The sequence below is a fragment of the Microbacterium soli genome, assembly GCF_039539005.1.
Lineage (GTDB): Bacteria > Actinomycetota > Actinomycetes > Actinomycetales > Microbacteriaceae > Microbacterium > Microbacterium soli.
The window spans coordinates 861,089-881,333 of the sequence record NZ_BAABCP010000001.1 but is presented as its reverse complement, the minus strand read 5'-3'; the positions used below and the strand labels follow the sequence as shown (position 1 = coordinate 881,333).

The following is a 20,245-nucleotide window of genomic DNA, read 5'->3' as shown; positions in this document are numbered from 1 at the left end:
AACGATGGGAGAAGAGAGTCATGACTAGCACATCGGTGCTCGATCGAATGGGCATGTTCCTGTTCCCCTGGGGGAAGACGCCCCCCAGCAGTGCGCAGCTGATCTCGGCTGCGAAGGAGGTGGAAGCGCTCGGCCTCGACTCGGTGCATCTCCCGTACTTCCTCGCCCTCGACACCGAGACCTGGCCGTGGGGCAATGAGTCGGTGGTGGATGCCATGCCGCTCATGCCGTACGTGCTCAGCGAGACGGAGCGCGTGCGGGCCTCGATCACGCACTGGAGCTTCTCGGAGTTCCACCCTTATTTCTGGGCCCAGTACATCAGTACGCTCGCGCACGCGGCGCCGGGGCGGGTGATGACGACGGTGGCGCTCGGTCGGCGCACTCCGGAGTTCCAGGTCGGCATGAGCCCGCAGTCCGAGGCGGAGCAGCGCATGCTGGCGGGCTTCGAGGTCTTCGACCTGCTCATGCGCGGGGAAAGGGTGCCGGACGAGCTGAGCTCGATGTGGGATGTCGCGGGACTGCGAATCGATCCGGCACCGCCGTCCGACGTCGAGATCTGGGTGAACGGGAAGAGCGCAGTGGAGATCGAGGCTGCGGCGCGGTGGGCGCACTACCTCAAACCGACCGGGGTGTCGCCGCACGACGTGCGAACGCAGTTGAAGCCCATGCTCGACGATGCTGCGGCGGCGCATGGACGCCAGGTGCGCATCGCGATGTCGACGCTCGTGCATGTGACCCGCCCGTCGGACGACCCAGAGTGGCTTCGGACGCACATCGAGCCGCTGCTCGAGCATGAGCGCCCGGGAGGGGCGCACGGGGAGACCCACGTCTACGGGACGGCCGAGCAGTGCGCGGAGCAGATCGAGGAGCTCTACTCCTCGGGGGTCGACTACATAGCCCTCGATATGCACTTCCACGGCTGGGAGGACTTGAAGCTCGGCATGGAGCAGCTGCACCGGCTGGTCGAGGACGTCGTCCCGCTCCTCAGCGCCGAGACGGTGAGCGGGTTGGTGGCGCGCGCGGAGTAGGCGCATCCGGTGTCATCATCGCACCCGGACGACGAAGCAGCCCGATATATGATCATCAGTTCCTATATATGGATATTTTGATGAGCGATGTCTGTATGGAGAGGGAGTGCACATGTCAGAAGCGGAGAAGTCCCGGCTCGAGGAGCGCATCGAGGTGCTCTGGGAGAACCCGGGGAGTGAAGCCGAGGATGCCGTCTCCGAGGTCGTGAGCGGTCTCGATGCCGGTGTGTACCGGTGCGCCGAGCAGGTGGACGGCGCGTGGAGAGTGAACACCTGGGTCAAGAAGGCATTGGCCATGCACTTCCGCACGCAGCCGGTCGTCACAGCGCGGTTCGGGCCCTGGACGGTGCGAGACAGGTTCGCCCTCAAACAGGATGCGGAGGAGGGCGGCTATCGTGTGGCGCCGTCCGGGGCAGCGCGTCACGGCTCCTACGTGGCACCCGGCGCGACCCTCATGCCGAGCTTCGTGAACCTGGGATGCCGGGTGGGCGAGGGCACACTCGTCGACACGTGGGTGTCCCTCGGCACGTGCGCCCAGATCGGCGATCGTGTCACGCTGTTGCCGAATACGAGCATCGTGGGTGCTCTGCACCCGATCGATGCGCTGCCGGCGATCGTCGAGGACGACTGCTGGGTGGGCTCCGGTGCTGTGATCGGCGCCGGAGTGCTCGTCCGCACCCGTGCCGTCGTCGGGCATGGCACGGTCATCGGAGCGGGACAGCCGATCGTCGACGTCACCGAGGGCGCTCCACGGGTGCTCGATCATGTGCCGGCCGACGCGATCGTCATCAACGCGGCCGTCGACACGGGGTCCGGATCCTCGGCCCCCGTGCGGCCCGCGGTCGTGGGCTATCGTCGAGCGGGGGAGCCGGCGCACGAGGCGCTTGAGCGCGTCATGCGCCTCCCGAGCGCATGAGCGCAGAGACCGAGCCCGGACACATGAAAGGGGATGGGAGAACGATGTCATCCACGACGAGCTACCTGCCGCGGGAGGGACGGCCGACGACGCAGGTCCCCGATACTCGCCCCGAGGACGTCTCGGCGGCGCTTTCACGCGCCGCAGCGGCCGCGGATGCCGTTGCCGAGGTCTCACCGGCGACGCGGCGTGCATGGCTGGCCGCGATCGCCGATGCGCTCGAGGCCGAGGTCGAGCAGCTCGCGAGTCTGGCGGACCGTGAGACGGGACTCGGCATGGAGCGTCTGCGCACGGAAGTGGTGCGCGCCGCGTCTCAGCTCCGCTTCTACGGTGACGTGGCAGAAGAGGGGTCCTATCTCGGCCTCACGATCGACACCGCACCGACCCGCATCGTGCGCATGGCGCGCCCGCTCGGCCCCGTCGCGATCTTCGGGGCCAGCAACTTCCCGTTCGCGTTCGGTGTTCTGGGGAATGACACGGCCTCCGCTCTCGCCGCCGGCTGTCCTGTGGTGGTCAAGGCGCATCCGGCCCATCCCGTGCTGAGCGACCGGCTGGTGGCGCTCGCGAAGACGGCACTCGCGGAGGCCGGCGCTCCGCGAGGGACCCTTGAAGCGGTGCACGGACTGCGCGCAGGGCGGGCGCTGGTGGAATCGGAGCAGATCGGCGCTGTGGGGTTCACCGGCTCACAGGGAGGTGGTCTGGCACTGTGGGAGCTCGCGAATGCTCGACCGCGCGTGATCCCCGTCTACGCGGAGATGGGGACCGTGAATCCGGTCGTCGTGACCCCGAGCGCCGCGGTCAGCCGACTCGCCGATGTCGCGGACGGTTTCGCACAGTCGTTCAGCCTCGGGTTCGGCCAGTTCTGCACCAAGCCGGGTCTCGTGTTCGTGCCGACCGGCCATGAGGCCGTTCAGAGGCTCGCCGCCGCCGCGAGCCGCACGGCGACGTCCGCGGTGCTTCTGACCGAGGGGATCGCGCAGGCGGCGCGATCGGGCGTGCAGGCTCTGATCGCCGAGGGGGCGGAGATCGTGTCGCAGGTCCCCGGCCCCGGCCGCGGATGGTCGGCCGATACGACCGTCCTCACCGCTCCGATCACCGCCCTCCATCCGACGAGCCGACTTCGGGAGGAGTGCTTCGGGCCGGTCGCTGTGATAGTGGAGTATCACGACGCCGACGAATTGCGTCATGCGTTGAACGCCTTGCAGGGGGCGCTCGTGGGGTCGGTGATCACCGACGGCACGGATGCCGATCCGGATGCCGGTCGTCTGGTGGAGTCGCTCTCCGACATGGTCGGGAGAGTCACGGTCGACGACTGGCCGACCTCCGTGGCGTGGACCTGGGCGCAGCATCACGGGGGACCCTGGCCGTCGACGACCGCTCCGGCGGCGACTTCGGTGGGAGCGTCCGCGCTCGCACGGTGGGTGAGGCCCGTCGCCTACCAGTCGATCCCCGACGCGTGGCTCCCGGAGGGTGCCCGCGAGTCGAACCCGTGGCGCATCCCGCGCCGCGTCGACGGAAAGATCCTGCACCGCTGATATCCTCCGGAGACGGCGGTGCGCGACGAACGCTCCCGGCCATGCGGCCGCGTGGGCGGAGGGAAGGAGGACCTGATGACGGAGCACGCTCAGGTCTCTGAACTGTCGAAGCTCTCCTATGGTGATCGGGTGCCGCAGCGGGGGGGCGCATCGTTCGACATCGTCCAGTCGTTCGCTCCGGGCGGTGGGAGTCATCCGCAGGAGCACCGGACGGTGAATCGGATCGCGGCGATCCTCGAGATCGCCGCCGCTGAGGACGAAGGGGTGCGCGTTCCCCTCCTGACCCGGCTCCTGGGAGCACCGAAGTCATCCATTCACAGTCTGGTCAAGGGGCTTGTCGCCGCCGGTTACCTCACGGAGACGGATGGGAGGTACACGATCGGACCCGCTGTGAGCGCCCTCCTGGGGACGCCTGCTCGCACTCTGCCGGAGACAGCGCGTCCTTACCTGGACAGCTTGCGGGACAGATTCAACGAGACGGTCATGCTCGCCGAACCGGTGGGGGGTTCGATCGTGTATGTCGACAGCGCGGAGTCGACGCAGCCGATCAAGTACTCGACGCCTCTCCACATCCGTCGGCCGGTCTACCCGATCAGCACGGGCAAGGTCATCCTCGCCCATTCCTCCGCACAGAGGGTCAATGCCTTCCTCGCAGCGGAGGCCGACGAGGATCGGCGGGAGCAGATCGCCGCTGAGCTGCGAAGCATCAGGGCCGCGGGCGTGGCACTGAACAGGGGGGAGACCATCCCGGAAGTGCATGCTGCGGCAGCGCCGATCTTCGTCGGCACCCAGTTGGTGGGGTCGCTCGCCATCGCGGGGCCCACGACGAGGGTCCGTCCCATCCTCGACGAGATCAGCAAGGCTGTGATCGAGGCCTGCGCCGAGATCAGCGACAAGCTCGCACCGCGTGTCTGACGGATCGCGACTGGCCTCGAGCGCTCTGTCGCCTTGACCACGGCGAGCAATGCGGAATCCCTGCCGGCGGCCTTCACACGATACGGACCGGAACTCCGGCGCATCGGCCTGACCTCTGTCCCCATCGGGAGCCTTGGCCGGCACGGGGACGGACCCCGTGGGGTCGGTTCCCGGACCCTTCCTCACGCCGCGGCCAGCGCGGCGATCGCATCGCGCAGGATGCCGCCGGCGTCGGCGAGTGCGGTGCCCGCCCGCTCGGCGTCCGTGTCGGCGGCGAGCATCACGAGCGCGAGCTTGACCGAGCCGTTCGCTGCGTGCAGTGTGGCCGAGGCCCGGTCGGCATCGACTCCGCTCAGCTGCATGACGGTGCGGATCGACCGGGCGCGCAGCTTCTCGTTCGTGGCCATCAGGTCGACCATCACGCCGTGGTAGGTCTTGCCGAGCTTGATCATCGACAGCGTCGTGAGCATGTTGACCACGAGCTTCTGCGCGGTGCCCGCCTTGAGCCTCGTCGATCCGGACAGGAACTCCGGACCGGTGGCCGTCTCGATCGCGATCTCGGCGACCGCCCCGGTGTGGGATGCCCGGTTGGAGGCGACCGCGATCGTCAGCGCCCCGAGGCTGCGGGCATACTCCAGGCCCGCGATCACGTAGGGGGTGCGTCCGGATGCGGAGATCCCGACGACGGTGTCCTGTTCGGCCAGCGCCAGGTCTCGGAGAGCACGCGGGGCGGCCTCCGTGTCGTCCTCGGCGTTCTCGACCGCCGAGCGGATGGCCTCCTCCCCGCCGGCGATGAGGCCGACGACCATCGAGGGATCCGTGCCGAACGTGGGCGGGCACTCGCTGGCGTCCAGCACGCCGATCCGGCCCGCCGTGCCGGCGCCGATGTAGACGAGCCGCCCTCCGCGGCGGAACCGCTCGGTGATCCCGTCGACGGCGCGGGTGATCGATTCGGCGCACTCGGCGACGGCGAGCGCCACGAGCTGGTCCTCGGCGTTCATACGGCGCACGAGCTCGGAGGTCTCGAGCAGGTCCAGGTCTCCGCGCTCCGTCGTCACGGCTTCGGTGTCGAGGTCGGCGAGCACGTTCAGAAGGTCGTCGAGGGAGGACGAGTGACTCGGCACGATGCGGTGGCCTTTCGTCGGGAGAGTATGGAGGTAAAAAGTTTACAATAGATTCTCATAAGCCGAAAACATCTACCCAGTTGCAGGAGGGCATGTCGATGAGGATCACCCGGGTGAGGACGCACCGCGTCGTGCTGCCGCTGCGCGAGACGTTCGTCACGGCCCTGCGACGGACCGATGTCGTCGAGACGCTCATCGTCGAGGTCGAGACGGACGACGGCGTGATCGGCCTCGGGGAGGCGTCGCAGGTGTGGCAGGTCACGGGTGAGTCGATGGACGGAGCGCGAGCCTGCATCGAGGGCCCGCTGTCCGCCGTGGTGATCGGACGGGATCCCGAGGATCTTCAGGCCGTCCTGCGGGACGTGCGCGGTGCGGTCGTCGGCAACACGAGCGCCAAGGCGGCCGTCGACGTCGCCCTTCATGATCTTCTCGCCCGCAGCAGGGGTCTGCCGCTGTTCCGGATGCTCGGTGGCGCGGTCGCCGCTGTCGAGACCGACGTGACTCTCTCGGTGGGGGATCCCGACCATCTGGCGGCGAGTGCGAGCGCGCGAGTGTCCGAGGGGTTCCGCACGCTCAAGGTCAAGGTCGCAGCCGACGAACGACAGGCGCTGCGCGGCATCATGGCGGTCCGCGACGCGGTGGGGCCGGACATCGCCGTGCGCCTGGACGCGAACCAGGCCTGGACCGACAAGCAGGCGATCCGGGTGATCGGCGACCTCGAGGATGCGGGCGCCGGGGTCGAGTTCGTCGAGCAGCCGGTGCTCGCGCGTGATGTCTCCGCGCTCGAGCGCGTGACGCGTGCCGTGCACACGCCCGTCATGGCCGACGAAGCGGTGTTCGGCATCGCGGATCTGGTGGAGATCATCCATCGCCGCGCCGTCGACATGATCAACGTCAAGCTGGCGAAATGCGCGGGCATCGCGGTGGCGACGACCCTGCTGGACCTCGCGCGGGAATGCGGGCTCGGGACGATCGTGGGATCGATGATGGAGTCGCCGGTCGGCGTGGCCGCATCGGCGAGCGTGGCCGCGGCGCACGGGACGACGGCGGTCAGCGATCTCGACGCCGCCTGGTGGATCCGGGGGGTCTCGGCGGCACTGGGATACGAGGCCGGCAGCGTGGTCGTCTCCGCCCGCCCGGGGCTCGGCATCGAGTCGATCGAGGAGCTCGAGCGGGTCGGATGAGCGCTGCCCGCGCGACGTTCGGCGCGCTTCGGGCCGCGGCCGCCTCGCGTCTGTTTATATGGCATGCCCTCGGAATCGACCTGCCGCTGAAGGCATCCGAATCACTATGAGGTAACAAATTTTCCATATTGCTTCTATATATGTAAGTTATATCCCTATACTCGATCCGACTCGACTCCCGAGTTGACGTGCACACTCCCGCATGGCACTACCCCTGGAGGAAACATGAAACACAAGCTGGCATTCTCGCTGGCCTCGCTCACGCTCGCCGCGCTTGCGCTCAGCGCCTGTGCTCCGAGCACAGGCGGGAGCACAGGCACGGATGCGGAGGGCGACGAGGACGTCACCCTCACCGTGTGGTCCTGGCGCACCGAGGACGCCGATGTGTACAACGCCATCTTCGACGTGTTCGAGGAGGCGAACCCCGGTATCACGATCGATCTGCAGACGTTCAAGAACTCCGAGTACACGCAGATCCTCACCACCGGTCTGACCGGCACGTCGTCGAGCGGCCCCGACGTCGTCCAGGTGCAGGCGTACAACCGCATCCAGCCGTTCATCGAGGGCGGCAACCTCGTCCCCATCGAGGACATCGTCGACGGACTCGACAACATCGATCCGGCGGCGCTCGAGGCGTCGCTCGGCCGTGAGGACGGCAAGATCTACGGCGTCCCGTTCGCGACGCAGGCCATCCAGATGTTCTACAACAAGGGCATCTTCGACGAGCTCGGGCTCGACGAGCCGACGACGTGGGCGGAGTTCATCGACGTCAACGAGGCGCTCGCCGACGGCGGCTACACGCCGATCGCCGTGGGTGCGAAGGACGACTGGACCCTCCCGATCGTCCACTCGGCGCTCGCGACCACGGCCTTCGGCGGCGACGTGTTCGGCGACGAGGTGCGCTCCGGGGAGAAGGACTTCACCGACCCGGGCTTCGTCCAGAGCATCCAGGTCATGAAGGACCTGCAGCCGTACATGCCGGCGGACGTCACCGGTGTCGCCTACACCGACGCGCAGACGCTGTTCATCGCCGAGCAGGCGGGCATGTTCCCCGGCGGGTCGTTCGAGATCAACTTCTTCACCACGCAGAACCCCGACCTCGAGCTCGGCATGTTCCCTGTTCCCCCGGTGGACGGGTCCTCCATGTCCGAAGGGGTCGTGACCGGCTACCAGGACGGCGCGTTCGCGATCAACGCGGCCTCCGCCAAGCAGGAGGCCGCGGCCAAGCTGCTGTCGTGGATGACGACGACCGAGTTCGGTCAGCTGTTCACGGATCAGACCGCCCAGCCCTCCCCGGTGCTGGGAGTCTCGGCATCCGATCCGCTCCTGAAGGAGATCCTGGACACCTACAACGCGAACCCGCAGAAGTACCTGCTGTACACCGACTTCCGGTGGGGCACCCCGGCGGCGTCGGAGATCTTCAACCCGGGGCTGCAGTCGCTGCTGCTCGGGGACCTGTCGGCCGCTGACCTCGCGCAGCAGGTGACAGACGGAGTCTCGCAGTGGCTGACCACGCCCTGACCGACGACGCTCTCGAGCCGTCACGCACGACCCCTGCCGCCACGCGCCCGCGTGGCGGCAGGGTCTCGCGGTGGCGGGCGGGCGGCGGGCTGCCGCTGAGGTCCGCCATGGTGTTCCTGCTGCCGGCTCTCGTGCTGTTCGGCATCTTCGTGCTCTACCCGATGCTGACGGCGTTCTCCTATTCGTTCTTCTCCTGGAGGGGGACGGCGAGGTCGGATTTCTCCGGGCTCGACAACTTCTTCACGCTGTTCACCCAGGACCCGTACAAGAGAGACATCCCGAACGCGTTCCTGCACAACGTCCTGATGTTCATCGGCGCCATCGTCGGCCAGAACACGCTGGGCATGGCGCTGGCCGTCGCCCTCCACAGACGGCGGTGGGGCAAGCGCCTCTTCCAGGTGCTGTTCACCATGCCGTACCTGGTCAGCCCCATCGTCATCGGGTATCTGTGGACGCTCATGCTGTCCCCGACCTTCGGGCCGGTCAACGCGATGCTCAAGGCCATCGGACTGGAATCCCTCGCGCTGCCCTGGCTGGGCTCGCCGACCACGGCCATCTGGGTGGTGGTCGTCGTCTCGGTCTGGCAGTGGGTCGGCTTCCCCATGCTCCTGTACGGTGCCGCGCTGGGCGGCATCCCGGAGGAGCTGGATGAGGCCGCCTCCGTGGACGGCGCGACGGCGCGCCAGCGGTTCTTCTCCATCACCCTGCCGCTGCTGTGGCCCGCCATCATCACCGTGAGCATCCTCGCGTTCATCGGCGCGATGGAATCCCTCGCCCTGCCCTATGCGATGGGCGGCGTGAGCGGAAGCCCCGCCGGCGCCACCGACGTGCTGTCGCTGGTCTTCTACCGGATCGCCTTCGAGTCCGGAGCGAGCAACGGCGTCGGGCTCTCCTCCGCCCTGGCGACGCTGCTGTTCGTGTTCATCTTCGGGGTCGCTCTGCTGACCACCTATCTGTCCCGCCGTCGAGAGGAGGCGCTGACGTGACCGCATCCGCTCCGGCATCGGCCATCCGGCGGCGACAGCCGTTCTCCGCCGGTCGACTGACCGTCACGATCCTGCTGTCGCTGTACGCGTTCGTCGCGATCGGCCCGCTGCTGCTGATGGTGTCCAACTCGCTGCGCCCCAGCAGGGGGATCTACACCGATCCGGTCGGCCTGCCCATCCCCCCGACGTTCGCGTCCTACCAGCTGGCCTGGACCAAGGGGAACTTCTCGCAGTACTTCCTCAACTCGTTCACCGTGACCACCTGCTCGGTCCTGCTGACGATCATCGTGGCGGTGCCGGCCGCGTACGCGATCGCACGATCCACGTCGAAGATCGTGGGCACCATCGAGGCCGTGTTCATCTCCGGGCTCATGCTCCCGGTGCATCTGGCGATCCTGCCGCTGTTCTACCTGATGGACTCGCTCCGCCTGGTCGACAACCCGGTCAGCCTGGTGTTCATCTACTCCGCGCTGGGCATCCCGTTCTCGATCTTCATCCTCACGTCGTTCTTCCGGCAGCTGCCGATCGAGCTCGAGGAGGCGTCCGAGCTGGACGGGGCAGGACCCTTCCGGCGGTTCGTCTCGGTCATGCTGCCGCTGGTGCGACCGGCGATCGCCACCGTCGCGATCTTCCGGTTCGTGCCCATCTGGAACGACTTCCTCTTCCCGCTCGTGCTCATGCGCTCGCCGCAGCACTACACGCTGCCGGTCGGGCTGACGTCGTTCTTCGGGCAGTACCAGACCGACTGGTCGGCGCTGTTCGCCGGGTTGGTGATCGCCACCATCCCGCTCGTCGTGCTCTTCCTGCTGGCGACCAAGCAGATCATCTCCGGACTGACGGCGGGGATGAGCAAGTGAGTCTCCTCGCCATCGACGTGGGAGGAAGCGCCAGTCGCTGGCGCACCACGGATGCCGAGGGCACCGCGCCCGGATTCCGGATCGGCGAGGAGGGGATCGTCGTCGCGGAGCTGCTGGAGCCGGTCGCGCGCAGTCTGGGTGAGGAGCCCGACCTCGTCGTGCTCGCGATGAGCGGTGTCCTCGGACTGGCGGGGCGCATCGCGGACGTGCATGCTGCGATCAGGTCGTGGTGGCCGGCGGCGCGGACCGTCGTGTGCTCGGATGCCGTCAGCGCGCTCGTCGGTGCGCACGGCCTGGGCGGCGGAGTCGTCGTCTCCGCCGGAACCGGCGCGATCGGTCTCGGCTCCGACCTCCAGACGATCTGGCGCCGCACGGACGGCTGGGGGCATGTGCTCGGTGATGAGGGCAGCGCGGCATGGATCGGGATCGAGGGGCTGCGCGCAGCGCTGCGCGGGCACGATGGGCGACCCGGCGGATCGGCCGCACTCATGGCCGCTGCGCGGGCCCGATTCGGTCCGCTCCGGCAGCTGCCGTCGCAGATCTACACCCGGCAGGACCGCTCCCGCGTTCTGGCGGAGTTCGCCCCCGACGTCTCGGCGGCCGCCGCCCACGATGACGTCGCCCGAACCATTCTCGCCACCGCCGGTGCGCATCTCGCCGAGACCGCCATCGCAGCGCAGGCGCCCGGAGTGCCGCGCCGGGCGGCCCTGGTCGGCGGAGTCCGCGCGGCGGGCGCCCCGTTGCTCGCCGCGTTCGCGGGACGGCTGCAGGAGGCGGGCCTGGAGGACCGGACTCCTGCGGGCACATCCCTGGACGGAGCCGAGGCGATCGCGCGCGCTCTCGCCGAAGACTTCCACGCGATCGCCGCGGGCGATCCCTACCTGACGAAGGAGATTCCATGATCGATCTGAGCGTGCTGGCCGGAGGGCTGATCGTGTCATGTCAGGCGCGCAAGGACAACGCCCTGCACGGGCCCGTGCACATGTCGGCGGCGGCCGTCGCGGCCGTGCGGGGAGGCGCCGTGGGGATCCGTGCGGAAGGAGCCGCAGACGTGGCGGCGATCCGTGCGGCCGTCGACGTTCCGATCATCGGCATCCGCAAGATCCTCGACGGCAGACCCGTCTACATCACGCCCTCACTGGAGGTCGCGGCGGAGGTCGTGGCCTCGGGCGCCGACATCGTCGCCGTCGACGCGTCGCTGCGCGACCGGGACGGCGGCGAGTCGGGTGCGACGCTCATCCGTCGCATCCGGGAGGAACTGGGCGTGCGAGTCATGGCGGACATCGACGGCATCCCCGCTGCGGAGGCCGCGGCCGAGGCCGGAGCCGACCTCATCAGCACCACGCTTTCCGGGTACACCGGCGGCACGGTGCCCGCAGAGCCCGACATCGCCCTGATCAGCGACCTGCGCGGTCGCGTCGATGCGCCGGTCGTCGCCGAGGGTCGAATCTGGTCACCGCAGGACGTCACCGATGCGTTCGAGGCCGGGGCGTGGGCGGTCGTCGTCGGGACCGCTGTCACCAATCCGCAGCGGATCACGGCGCGCCTGGTGACCGGGATCCCGGCGCGGTGACGGCGATGGAAGCAGACGAGATCGTCGAGGCCGTCGTCTCGCAGGTGGTCGGCGCACGGCTGGCGACGGCCGCCGCGGCCGGGGTGTCGCATGGCGGTGTGCGCGCGATCGCGACGGCGGGAACGTTCTCCCGCGACGACGCTCGGGCGATCGACGCCGACGCGCTGTTCGACCTGGCCTCGGTGTCGAAGACCTACACCGCCGCCGTGATCGCTCAGCTCATCGCCGAGGGCCGGTTGGACCCGGACGCGCCGGTCGCGGAGGTGCTGCCGGTGGGAAGCGGTCCGGATGCCGAGCGCATCACCCTGCGCATGCTCCTGACCCACACCGCCGGACTGCCCTCGGACGTCTTCCTGTGGAAGGAACCCCACGTGCCGGAGCGCGAGCGTCTGCTTCGCGTGCTCAGCACGCCCCTGCAGACCGCCCCCGGCGCCGAGTTCCGCTACTCCTGCACAGGCTATATCGCCGCGGGCGCGATCGCGGAGACGGTGACCGGCCGAAGCCTGTCCGACCTGGTCGCCGCCCGCATCACCTCTCGGCTCGGCGCGGCGGCGACGTCGTACGGCCCCGTCCCCGCCGACCTGGCCGTCGCGACGGAGGACGAGTCCTACATCGGGCGCGGGCTGGTGCGCGGAGAGGTGCACGACGAGCTGAACTGGTACCTGGGCGGGCGGGTCGGCAACGCAGGCCTGTTCGCCCCGATCGACGATGTGCTCCGCTTCGCCGAGTCGTTCCTGGACGACGGGCTGCTCGGGCCCGACGGGTACCCGGTCATGACCAGACCCTCGCCCATCCCCGATCACGCCGGAGGCTTCGCGCACTCCTTGGGACTGCGCATCGGTGACGCGAGCTTCATGGGCGCGGCCCCGGCGATCGGCCACACCGGCTTCACGGGCACGATGTGGTGGGCGATCCCCGAGAAGCAGCTGGCGGTCGTCCTGCTGACCAATCGGGTCCATCCGCACCGTGATGCGGTGGACATCTCGCCGACTCGTCGTCGCTTCAGCGATCAGGCGCTCGCGCTGGTGTCCTGAGCGGAGTCCGCTCAGCGGTCGTCTCCGGTCTGCTCGAAGCCGCCTCCGTCGTAGCGCAGCCGATGCGCGTCCAGCAGCCGCCGACGCGCCTCGTCGGAGCCGGGCACCGCCTCACGGTGCAGCTGCGCGGCGCGGACGAAGATGAAATCGACCAGCGCCAGCTGCGCCATCCGGCCCGACATCGCACCGGAACGGTACTCGGTCTCCCTGGCCACCGTGCACAGCACGTGATCCGCTGTGCGGGCCAGGGGAGAGTCCGGGTAGTTCGTGATGGCGACCGTCGTCGCCCCGGCCTCCTTGGCCGTCGCGATCGCGTGCACGGTCTCGACGGTCAGACCGGAGTGCGAGATGCCCAGGGCGACGGACCCCGGGTTCAGCAGTGATGCGCTGGTGAGGGCGAGATGCGGATCGGACCAGTGCGAGGCCGCCAGCGCCAGTCTCAGCAGCTTCTGCTGCAGGTCGATGCCCGCGATCGCGCTGGTCGCCGAGCCGTAGATGTCGATGCGCGGTGCGGCGATGAGCGCGGCGACGATCGCCTCCAGCTCGCCGACATCGACGGCCGCCGCCGTCGCCTGGATCGCGTGCAGCTCGTGCATGGTCACCTTGCTGATGACCTCTGTCGCGGTGTCCGTGGCCGAGACGGCGGTGTCGGACAGGCCGAAGCGGCTCAGTTCGGTGGACGCCCGTGTGACGGCGGCCGTCAGTCGTCGTTTGAAGTCGCCGAAGCCCGTCGTCCCCACGGCACTGCAGAAGCGGGCGACGGTCGCGACGGACACCCCCGCACGCGCGGCGAGCTCTGTGATCGTCATCCGCTCGACCGCCTCGGGCTCGGCCAGCACGATGTCGGCGATGGATCGTTCCGATCGGCGCAGCCCCGGCAGCGCCTGCTGGGTGAGGTCGAGGATGTCGTCGGGATTGGTCATGGTCCACCTGGTGCACATCTTCTCATGCGGCGCCGACCACCCGGTTCAACCGCTCCGACATGATGAGCCCCAGCGCCACCAGCACCAGCAGGAACAGCGGGAGGGTCCCCGTGCCCGTCGCCTCCGCGATCGCGCCGAACGCGGGTGGGGCGAGAGTGGACCCTGTGTAGGCGGCCGCCATCTGGATGCCGATGATGGCCTGCGAGCTGCGCGGGCCGAAGTTTGCGGGCGTGGAGTGGATGATGGCCGGGTAGACGGGAGCCGCACCCAGCCCTGCGATCACGAGCCCGACCAGCGCCGGCAGGTCGGCCTCCAACGGGAGCGCGATGAGCGCCGACCCCGCCGCGACGGCGGCGAAGCCGCCGCGGATGAGCATCCGATCCCCGATGCGGTCGGCGAAGAACCCGGCCAGGAAGCGGCCGGCCGTGATGCCCAGCAGGAAGAGCGAGGCGAAGGCGGCCGCTGTGGCCGGCGAGACACCCCGATCGGCCACGAGATAGGTGGACGCCCACAGGATCGACGTGCTCTCGAACGCGCAGTACGCGAAGAACGCCGTCAGGATCAGCCCGACGCCGGGAATGCGCAGCGCACGGACGAGCCCCACGGGACCGGTGCCGTCCTCGGATGCCGCGGTCGGAGCGCCCGCATCCGTCTTCCCGGCATCCGTCTTCCCGGGATCCGTCTTCCCGGCATCCGCCGCGAGCGGACCACCGCCGGGCCGGAGTCTGTCCATGCGGCCCCACAGCGGCAGGGTGATCAGCAGGAGCAGCGTGAGCACGGATTGCCCGAGCCCGACGACCAGGTATGCGCTGGACCATCCGAGGTCGGCCGTGAGCGCGTGGCTCATGATGAACGGGCTGATCGACGCGCCCACTCCCCAGAAGCTGTGCAGCCAGTTCATGTGCCGTGCGGCGTAGTGCAGCGCCACGTAGTTGTTCAGCGCCGCGTCCACCGCCCCGGCGCCCAGGCCGTACGGGACCGCCCACCCGCACAGCATCCAGAACGATCCGGATGCGGAGAACCCCAGAAGCGCCCCGGCCGTGAGCCCGACGCTCACCGCGGTGACGACCCCGGCCCCGAACCGGCGGGTGAGTCGTTCGGAGGCCAGGCTGGAGAGGATCGTCCCACCGGCGATGATCATCGTCACGATGCCCGCGAACGAGACGGGCACGTCGAGGTCGCGCTGCATGACCGGCCAGCCCGCGCCGAGCAGGGAATCCGGCAGGCCGAGGCTGATGAAGGCGATGTAGATGATCGCGAGCAGGAACGAGTACACGGTGGGCGGGACTGCCTTTCACGGCGATGGAGGAGCCGAGTCGGCCGGGTGCGGTGTCGTCGAAGCGGGCACCCGCGTGGACTCGGGCGCACCTTGAGGATAGCCACCCGGCCGGGCGCCGGTGCGCATTCGGAGCGACACCGTGCTCCCACCCCCGCACGGGGGCCAATAAGCTGGGTGACGATGCCCTTCGAACGAGTCCGCCGATGATGCGGGATGACACGCTGCGGCGTCGGCTGTCCAGTCCGACGCCCTATCGCGCGATCATCGCCGTGCTGCTGTCGACGGGGCTGTGCGCGTCGTTCCTGTTCACGCTGGTCGTGCCCATCCAGTCCGAGCTTCCAGCGCTGCTGAACGCCGATCGCGAGGACACCGCGTGGGTCGTGACGGCCACGCTGCTGGCATCCGCGGTGGTCACCCCGATCGCCGGGCGCCTCGGCGACATGTACGGCAAGCGCCGCATCATCCTCTGGCTGCTGGCGGTGACACTGCTCGGATCGATCATCGTCGCGCTGTCCTCGCAGATCGCCGTCGTGATCGTGGGTCGGACGCTGCAGGGCGCGATGTCGGGGGTCATCCCGCTGGGGATCTCCGTCATGCGGGACGTGCTGCCCACCGAACGGGTGGACGCGGCCGTCGCGATGATGAGCGCCACGCTCGGCGTGGGCGGCGCGGTGGGGCTCCCCGTCAGCGCGCTGATCACCGAGCACGCCGACTGGCACGTGCTGTTCTGGATGACGGCGGGACTGTGCGCGATCGCCCTCGTGCTCGTGCTGCGGATCATCCCCGTCGACGTGCTGCGGGTGGCCGGGCGCTTCGACTATCTCGGCACGATCGGGCTGAGCATCGCGCTGCTGGGCGTGCTCCTGGCGGTCTCCCGTGGGGACCAGTGGGGGTGGCTGAGTCCGCTGACGCTCGGATGCGGGATCGGCGGCGTCCTCGTGGGGATCCTGTGGGCGTGGAACCAGCTGCGCGCTCGAGAGCCCCTGCTGGATCTGCGCGTGGCCGCGCGGCGCCCGGTCCTGCTGACCAATCTCGCGTCCATCGCGATGGGCTTCGCCCTGTTCGCCTCGAACGTCGTCTATCCGCAGCTTCTCGAGCTGCCCGTCGAATCCGGCGCGGGCTTCGGACTGTCCCTGCTGATGGCGAGTTTGATCGTCATGCCCTCCGGTGTGCTCATGATGCTGCTCTCGCCCGTCGCCGGGCGCGTGGCGCGCGCGGTCGGGCCGAAGGTGCTGCTGATCGTGGGCTCGCTCGCCCTCGTCGCCGCCTACGGGTTCACGATCGCGCTGCACACCACGGTGTGGCAGATCCTCGTCGCCAACCTGCTGATCGGCGTCGGGATCGGCTTCGGCTACGCCGCCATGCCCATGCTCATCATGCGCTCCGTGCCGCAGAACGAGACGGGCGCCTCCAACGGTCTCAACGCCCTGTTCCGCTCGCTCGGCACGAGCGCGGCGGCCGCGGTGATGGGCGCGGTGCTGGCGGCATCCAGTGCGCAGAGCCCCGCCGGGCTGCCGACCTCGGAGGGCTTCATGCTGACGTTCGTGCTGGGGATCATCGCCGCGGCCGTCGCGTTCGCCATCGCGATGCTCATCCCCTCGGCGCCGGCCGAGGAGGCGCACCCGTCGCTCCCGGAGGAGTGACGCGCGGCTTCGCACGACTGCTCCGGGAGCGACGTGCGTGTCGTTCCCGCGCTCTCTCCGCGACCGGGGCGGCCGATCCCTGGGCTGTGCGTCCTCGAGGCCGTACGATGGGCGCACCGCGCAATCTCTAAAAAAGAGAACACTTGCATTTAGAATGGCATGTGGTGTCTGATGGATGATGAGCACGCACAGGAGGACGGCCATGACGATGACGGCGATGCAGGGGGAAGAGACGGATGCGCGCGTCGACGCACCGCGACGGGTGCGCGTCGAGACGGTGCCCAGGCCCGTCGATCTCGACGCCGCCGAGCAGGCCGGGCGGATGTTCCTCAAGGCGCTCGGCATCGACCCCGATGCCGAGGATGCGCCGGACCTCGCGCGCACGCCGCGCCGCTTCGCCGAGGCGTATGCCGAGATGCTCTCACCCGCGCCCTTCGACTTCACGACCTTCGCCAACGCCGAGGGCTACGACGAGCTGGTGCTCATCAGGGACATCCCCGTGCAGTCGCTGTGCGAGCATCACCTGCTGCCGTTCACCGGCGTGGCGCACGTCGCCTACCTGCCCGCGGACCGCGTGGTCGGGCTGTCGAAGATCCCGAGGATGGTCGACCACTTCGCCCGGCGGCCGCAGACCCAGGAGCGCCTGACCGTGCAGATCGCCGAGGCGCTCGCCGAGCGGCTGCAGCCGCGCGGGATCGGCGTGGTCATCGAGGCGACGCACACCTGCATGACCCTGCGCGGCGCCAGGGCCACCGGCTCTTCGACGTCCACCTCCGCCCTGCGCGGCATCCTGCGCAGCGATGCGCGTTCGCGGGCGGAGTTCTTCGCCCTCGCGGCGGACCGCACGCGCTGAGCATCCGTGCGGACCACAGACGAGACAGCACCCATGGAAGGAACAGAAGAGATGACCATCGCGATCGTCGGCGGGGGCCTCGCGGCCGCCACTGCCGCAACGGAACTGCGTGAGAAGGGCTACGACGGGGAGGTCGTGATCTACTCCGCCGAGGACCACCTCCCCTACGAGCGTCCGCCGCTGTCGAAAGAGGTGCTGCTGGGAGCCAAGAAGGCCGACGACGCGAGAGTGCACGACGAGTCCTGGTACACCGAGAACGACGTGCGGCTGGAACGCGGCGTGCGGGTCGTCTCGATCGACCCCGCCGCGCACACGCTGCGCACCGAGTCGGTCGCCGGCGGTGAAGGGGCCGAGCACTCGTACGACAGACTGCTGCTGGCCACCGGCGCCTCACCCCGGCACTTCGATGTCGCCGACCGGGTCGCCGACCCCGTCTACCTGCGCACGGTGGAGGACAACGCCCGGCTGGTGGAGGCGCTCAAGCCCGGTGCGAAGGTGGTCATCGTCGGAGCGGGCTGGATCGGACTGGAGGTGGCATCCGCCGCACGGCAGAAGGACGCCGAGGTCACCGTCTACGAGGTCGCGGACCTGCCGCTGGTGGGCGTGCTCGGCCCCGAGGTCGCCACCCTGTTCGCCGACCTGCACCGCGCGCACGGCGTGGACCTGCGGCTGAGCACCGCGGTCGATGAGGCCGCGCTCGCCGAGGCGGACCTCGTCGTGGTCGGCATCGGGGCGATCCCCGCCACCGAGCTCGCCGAGCAGGCCGGCCTCGCCGTCGACCGCGGTGTGCTCGTCGACGAGACCCTGCGCACCTCCGACCCCGACATCTACGCGATCGGTGATGTGGCCTCCCAGCAGCACCCGGTGCTGGGCCGTCGCATCCGCGTCGAGCACTGGGACACCGCCATCGAGCAGGGCAAGGTCGCGGCCCACAACCTCGCCGGCGGTTCCGAGCAGTACACCCGTCTGCCGTACTTCTTCACCGATCAGTACGATCTGGGCATGGAGTACTTCGGCAGCGTCGGCCCCGACGGCTACGACAGGGTCGACATCGAGGGGAATACCGACGTCGCCCACGGTGGAGCGTTCCGCGCCTACTGGGTCAAGGACGGCACCGTTCGCGCGGCCATGCATGCGAACGACTGGGATGCATCCGGCGCCGTGCGCGACAGCATCGGCACGGCTCGATGACGGCAGGCGCGCACACGCCCGCCGGGGGAGCGGATGCCGGTGAGCCCGGTGGCCGGCTGACGCGCCGGATCGGCGTCCGCGACTTCGACTTCTCCCGGCAGGTCGCGGTCATGGCGGTGATCAACCGCACGCCCGACTCGTTCTACGACCGGGGTGCGACCTTCGCCCTCGACCGTGCCGTGGAGCGCGCGCTGCGCGCAGGGGACCAGGGCGCCGACTGGGTGGACATCGGCGGCGTCCCGTTCGGCCGGGGGCCGGCGGTGACCACCGCCGAGGAGATCGACCGGGTCGTGCCCGTGGTGGCCGCCATCGCCGACGCCCGCCCGGAGCTGGTGATCTCCGTCGACACCAACCGCGCCGACGTGGCGGCCGCCGCCATCGACGCGGGTGCCGCCGTCATCAACGACACCAGCGGGCTGGGCGACGCGCGCATGGCGGACGTCATCGCGCGCAGCCGGGCGCACGTCGTGATCACGCACAGCGTGGGCCCGCCACGGGCCGAGAAGCCCGCCGCGCACTACGACGACGTCGTCGGTGAGGTGCGCTCGTTCCTCGTCGAGCGCGCGGCCCGTGCCCAGACCGCGGGAGTGCCGTGGGAGCGGATCATCATCGACCCCGGTCATGACCTCGACAAGAACACCCTGCACACGCTGGAGATCACCCGACGGCTCGACGAGATCGCCTCCATCGGCGCGCCGCTGCTGGTGGCCGTGTCGAACAAGGACTTCATCGGGGAATCCCTCGACCGTCCCCAGGGGGAGAGGCTGTCCGGCTCGCTCGCGGCGATGGTGTCCTGCATCCTCAGCGGGGCGAGGATCGTGCGCATGCACGACATCCCGCAGACCGTCGACGCTGTGCGCATGACAGAGGCCATCCTCGGCTGGCGGCAGCCGGTCCGGCTCGAGCACAACACGCACCCCACGCACAATGTCTGAGACGTCCGCCACCGCGCCGATCGACCGCATCTGGCCGGATGCCGCGGCCGACCTGGACGACGCCGCACTGCTCGCGCTCACGGCGTTCCCGCCGGATCGGACCTGGCTGCGGGTGAACTTCATCGCCAGCATCGACGGCGCCTCCGACCGCGAGGGGCGCTCGGGGACGCTCGGGGACGCCGCCGACCGGAGGCTGTTCGACCTGCTGCGCAGGCCCGCCGACGTCGTGCTGGTGGGGGCCGGGACGCTGCAGACGGAGGGCTACGGCGGGCTGCGGGTCGACGACGCGTCGGTCGCCTGGCGGACGGATGCCGGGCTGCCGCCGCATCCCGTGCTCGCCACGATCAGCCGTCGTCTGACGTTGGACCCCGCATCGGCGCTGTTCCAGGACGCCCCGGTGCGTCCGATCGTCTACACCACGGCATCCGCTCCCGCCGGGCGGCGGGAGACGCTGTCGCAGGTGGCGGATGTCGTCACCGTGGGGGAGACGGATGCCGACCTGCGGCGCGTCCGTGCCGACCTCGCCGCGCGCGGGCTGCACCGGATCCACTCCGAGGGAGGCCCGCAGGTGTTCGGAGCGCTGCTCGCCTCCGGAGCCGTCGACGCCCTGCATCTCACGATCGCGCCGAGCCTGCAGGCCGGCGGCGCGCGTCGCATCGCGACGGGGCCCGCCGCGCCGCGCGATGCCCGACTGGCATCCGTTCTTCGGGCGGGGGACGAGCTGCTGCTGCACTACCTGCTCTGACGG

At 69.5% G+C, this 20,245-nt stretch carries 19 protein-coding genes; 16 read left to right on the top strand and 3 right to left on the bottom strand.

The window, feature by feature from the left end:
- The first annotated feature begins 20 nt into the window (after positions 1 to 20).
- From ABD770_RS04080 to ABD770_RS04065, 4 genes are all read left to right on the top strand, one after another.
- On the top strand, positions 21 to 1,028 hold the full coding sequence (locus tag ABD770_RS04080; RefSeq protein WP_344818232.1) for an LLM class flavin-dependent oxidoreductase: 1,008 nt from the start codon (positions 21 to 23) through the stop codon (positions 1,026 to 1,028).
- A gap of 112 nt (positions 1,029 to 1,140) precedes the next feature.
- Entirely contained in the window at positions 1,141 to 1,944 is an 804-nt protein-coding gene (locus tag ABD770_RS04075; RefSeq protein ID WP_344818231.1) for a 2,3,4,5-tetrahydropyridine-2,6-dicarboxylate N-succinyltransferase, read from the top strand.
- A gap of 44 nt (positions 1,945 to 1,988) precedes the next feature.
- Positions 1,989 to 3,479: an aldehyde dehydrogenase family protein gene (locus ABD770_RS04070; RefSeq protein ID WP_344818230.1), complete on the top strand. Its 1,491-nt coding sequence runs from the start codon at positions 1,989 to 1,991 to the stop codon at positions 3,477 to 3,479.
- A 75-nt stretch (positions 3,480 to 3,554) separates the two neighbouring features.
- Positions 3,555 to 4,394 carry an IclR family transcriptional regulator gene (locus ABD770_RS04065; protein WP_344818229.1) on the top strand — a complete coding sequence of 280 codons (840 nt, stop codon included), beginning with the start codon at positions 3,555 to 3,557 and terminating at the stop codon, positions 4,392 to 4,394.
- A 182-nt stretch (positions 4,395 to 4,576) separates the two neighbouring features.
- Here the strand turns inward: ABD770_RS04065 and murQ are convergent, their stop codons facing one another.
- A complete protein-coding gene (murQ, locus tag ABD770_RS04060; RefSeq protein WP_344818228.1) occupies positions 4,577 to 5,518 on the bottom strand; it encodes an N-acetylmuramic acid 6-phosphate etherase in 942 nt (313 codons plus the stop codon).
- A 113-nt stretch (positions 5,519 to 5,631) separates the two neighbouring features.
- On the opposite strand from murQ, the gene ABD770_RS04055 reads away from it, so the two are divergent.
- From ABD770_RS04055 to ABD770_RS04025, 7 genes are all read left to right on the top strand, one after another.
- Positions 5,632 to 6,702: a dipeptide epimerase gene (locus tag ABD770_RS04055; RefSeq protein ID WP_344818227.1), complete on the top strand. Its 1,071-nt coding sequence runs from the start codon at positions 5,632 to 5,634 to the stop codon at positions 6,700 to 6,702.
- A 225-nt stretch (positions 6,703 to 6,927) separates the two neighbouring features.
- Positions 6,928 to 8,223 carry an ABC transporter substrate-binding protein gene (locus ABD770_RS04050; RefSeq protein WP_344818226.1) on the top strand — a complete coding sequence of 432 codons (1,296 nt, stop codon included), beginning with the start codon at positions 6,928 to 6,930 and terminating at the stop codon, positions 8,221 to 8,223.
- Complete coding sequence (locus ABD770_RS04045) at positions 8,205 to 9,209, top strand: carbohydrate ABC transporter permease (protein ID WP_344818225.1); 1,005 nt, start codon at positions 8,205 to 8,207, stop codon at positions 9,207 to 9,209. Before ABD770_RS04050 ends, ABD770_RS04045 begins: the two co-directional genes overlap by 19 nt.
- Positions 9,206 to 10,066, top strand: a complete 861-nt coding sequence (locus tag ABD770_RS04040) for a carbohydrate ABC transporter permease (RefSeq protein ID WP_344818224.1) — start codon at positions 9,206 to 9,208, stop codon at positions 10,064 to 10,066. Before ABD770_RS04045 ends, ABD770_RS04040 begins: the two co-directional genes overlap by 4 nt.
- Entirely contained in the window at positions 10,063 to 10,968 is a 906-nt protein-coding gene (locus ABD770_RS04035; RefSeq protein ID WP_344818223.1) for an N-acetylglucosamine kinase, read from the top strand. Before ABD770_RS04040 ends, ABD770_RS04035 begins: the two co-directional genes overlap by 4 nt.
- Positions 10,965 to 11,639: an N-acetylmannosamine-6-phosphate 2-epimerase gene (locus ABD770_RS04030; protein ID WP_344818222.1), complete on the top strand. Its 675-nt coding sequence runs from the start codon at positions 10,965 to 10,967 to the stop codon at positions 11,637 to 11,639. Before ABD770_RS04035 ends, ABD770_RS04030 begins: the two co-directional genes overlap by 4 nt.
- 5 nt (positions 11,640 to 11,644) lie before the next feature.
- The gene (locus ABD770_RS04025) at positions 11,645 to 12,673 is read left to right on the top strand and encodes a serine hydrolase domain-containing protein (RefSeq protein ID WP_344818221.1); all 1,029 of its coding nucleotides are present in this window, start codon (positions 11,645 to 11,647) and stop codon (positions 12,671 to 12,673) included.
- Positions 12,674 to 12,684: 11 nt separating this feature from the next.
- Here the strand turns inward: ABD770_RS04025 and ABD770_RS04020 are convergent, their stop codons facing one another.
- Together ABD770_RS04020 and ABD770_RS04015 are read right to left on the bottom strand one after the other, a co-directional pair.
- Positions 12,685 to 13,596 carry a MurR/RpiR family transcriptional regulator gene (locus ABD770_RS04020; protein ID WP_344818220.1) on the bottom strand — a complete coding sequence of 304 codons (912 nt, stop codon included), beginning with the start codon at positions 13,594 to 13,596 and terminating at the stop codon, positions 12,685 to 12,687.
- A 22-nt stretch (positions 13,597 to 13,618) separates the two neighbouring features.
- Positions 13,619 to 14,872, bottom strand: coding sequence for an MFS transporter (locus ABD770_RS04015; RefSeq protein ID WP_344818219.1), 1,254 nt, complete (start codon positions 14,870 to 14,872; stop codon positions 13,619 to 13,621).
- 206 nt (positions 14,873 to 15,078) lie between these two features.
- On the opposite strand from ABD770_RS04015, the gene ABD770_RS04010 reads away from it, so the two are divergent.
- The 5 genes from ABD770_RS04010 to ABD770_RS03990 all read left to right on the top strand — a co-directional run bounded on the left by ABD770_RS04010 (position 15,079) and on the right by ABD770_RS03990 (position 20,242).
- Positions 15,079 to 16,518: an MFS transporter gene (locus tag ABD770_RS04010; protein WP_344818217.1), complete on the top strand. Its 1,440-nt coding sequence runs from the start codon at positions 15,079 to 15,081 to the stop codon at positions 16,516 to 16,518.
- A gap of 202 nt (positions 16,519 to 16,720) precedes the next feature.
- Positions 16,721 to 17,371: a GTP cyclohydrolase I FolE gene (gene folE, locus ABD770_RS04005; RefSeq protein ID WP_344818216.1), complete on the top strand. Its 651-nt coding sequence runs from the start codon at positions 16,721 to 16,723 to the stop codon at positions 17,369 to 17,371.
- Between the two features lie 33 nt (positions 17,372 to 17,404).
- Positions 17,405 to 18,562 carry an NAD(P)/FAD-dependent oxidoreductase gene (locus ABD770_RS04000; RefSeq protein WP_344818214.1) on the top strand — a complete coding sequence of 386 codons (1,158 nt, stop codon included), beginning with the start codon at positions 17,405 to 17,407 and terminating at the stop codon, positions 18,560 to 18,562.
- Positions 18,559 to 19,497, top strand: a complete 939-nt coding sequence (gene folP / locus ABD770_RS03995; protein WP_425562729.1) for a dihydropteroate synthase — start codon at positions 18,559 to 18,561, stop codon at positions 19,495 to 19,497. The genes ABD770_RS04000 and folP overlap by 4 nt, the downstream gene beginning before the upstream one ends.
- Positions 19,490 to 20,242, top strand: coding sequence for a dihydrofolate reductase family protein (locus tag ABD770_RS03990; protein ID WP_344818213.1), 753 nt, complete (start codon positions 19,490 to 19,492; stop codon positions 20,240 to 20,242). The genes folP and ABD770_RS03990 overlap by 8 nt, the downstream gene beginning before the upstream one ends.
- Positions 20,243 to 20,245: the final 3 nt, after the last annotated feature.

What these genes read in the sequence shown, in the direction of transcription:
- ABD770_RS04080 (WP_344818232.1), top strand. Translation starts at nt 21, where the DNA reads ATGACTAGCACATCGGTGCTCGATCGAATGGGCATGTTCCTGTTCCCC.
- ABD770_RS04075 (WP_344818231.1), top strand. Translation starts at nt 1,141, where the DNA reads ATGTCAGAAGCGGAGAAGTCCCGGCTCGAGGAGCGCATCGAGGTGCTC.
- ABD770_RS04070 (WP_344818230.1), top strand. Translation starts at nt 1,989, where the DNA reads ATGTCATCCACGACGAGCTACCTGCCGCGGGAGGGACGGCCGACGACG.
- ABD770_RS04065 (WP_344818229.1), top strand. Translation starts at nt 3,555, where the DNA reads ATGACGGAGCACGCTCAGGTCTCTGAACTGTCGAAGCTCTCCTATGGT.
- ABD770_RS04050 (WP_344818226.1), top strand. Translation starts at nt 6,928, where the DNA reads ATGAAACACAAGCTGGCATTCTCGCTGGCCTCGCTCACGCTCGCCGCG.
- ABD770_RS04030 (WP_344818222.1), top strand. Translation starts at nt 10,965, where the DNA reads ATGATCGATCTGAGCGTGCTGGCCGGAGGGCTGATCGTGTCATGTCAG.
- ABD770_RS04025 (WP_344818221.1), top strand. Translation starts at nt 11,645, where the DNA reads ATGGAAGCAGACGAGATCGTCGAGGCCGTCGTCTCGCAGGTGGTCGGC.
- ABD770_RS04020 (WP_344818220.1), bottom strand. Translation starts at nt 13,596, where the DNA reads ATGACCAATCCCGACGACATCCTCGACCTCACCCAGCAGGCGCTGCCG.
- ABD770_RS04010 (WP_344818217.1), top strand. Translation starts at nt 15,079, where the DNA reads ATGATGCGGGATGACACGCTGCGGCGTCGGCTGTCCAGTCCGACGCCC.
- folE (WP_344818216.1), top strand. Translation starts at nt 16,721, where the DNA reads ATGACGATGACGGCGATGCAGGGGGAAGAGACGGATGCGCGCGTCGAC.
- ABD770_RS04000 (WP_344818214.1), top strand. Translation starts at nt 17,405, where the DNA reads ATGGAAGGAACAGAAGAGATGACCATCGCGATCGTCGGCGGGGGCCTC.
- folP (WP_425562729.1), top strand. Translation starts at nt 18,559, where the DNA reads ATGACGGCAGGCGCGCACACGCCCGCCGGGGGAGCGGATGCCGGTGAG.
- ABD770_RS03990 (WP_344818213.1), top strand. Translation starts at nt 19,490, where the DNA reads ATGTCTGAGACGTCCGCCACCGCGCCGATCGACCGCATCTGGCCGGAT.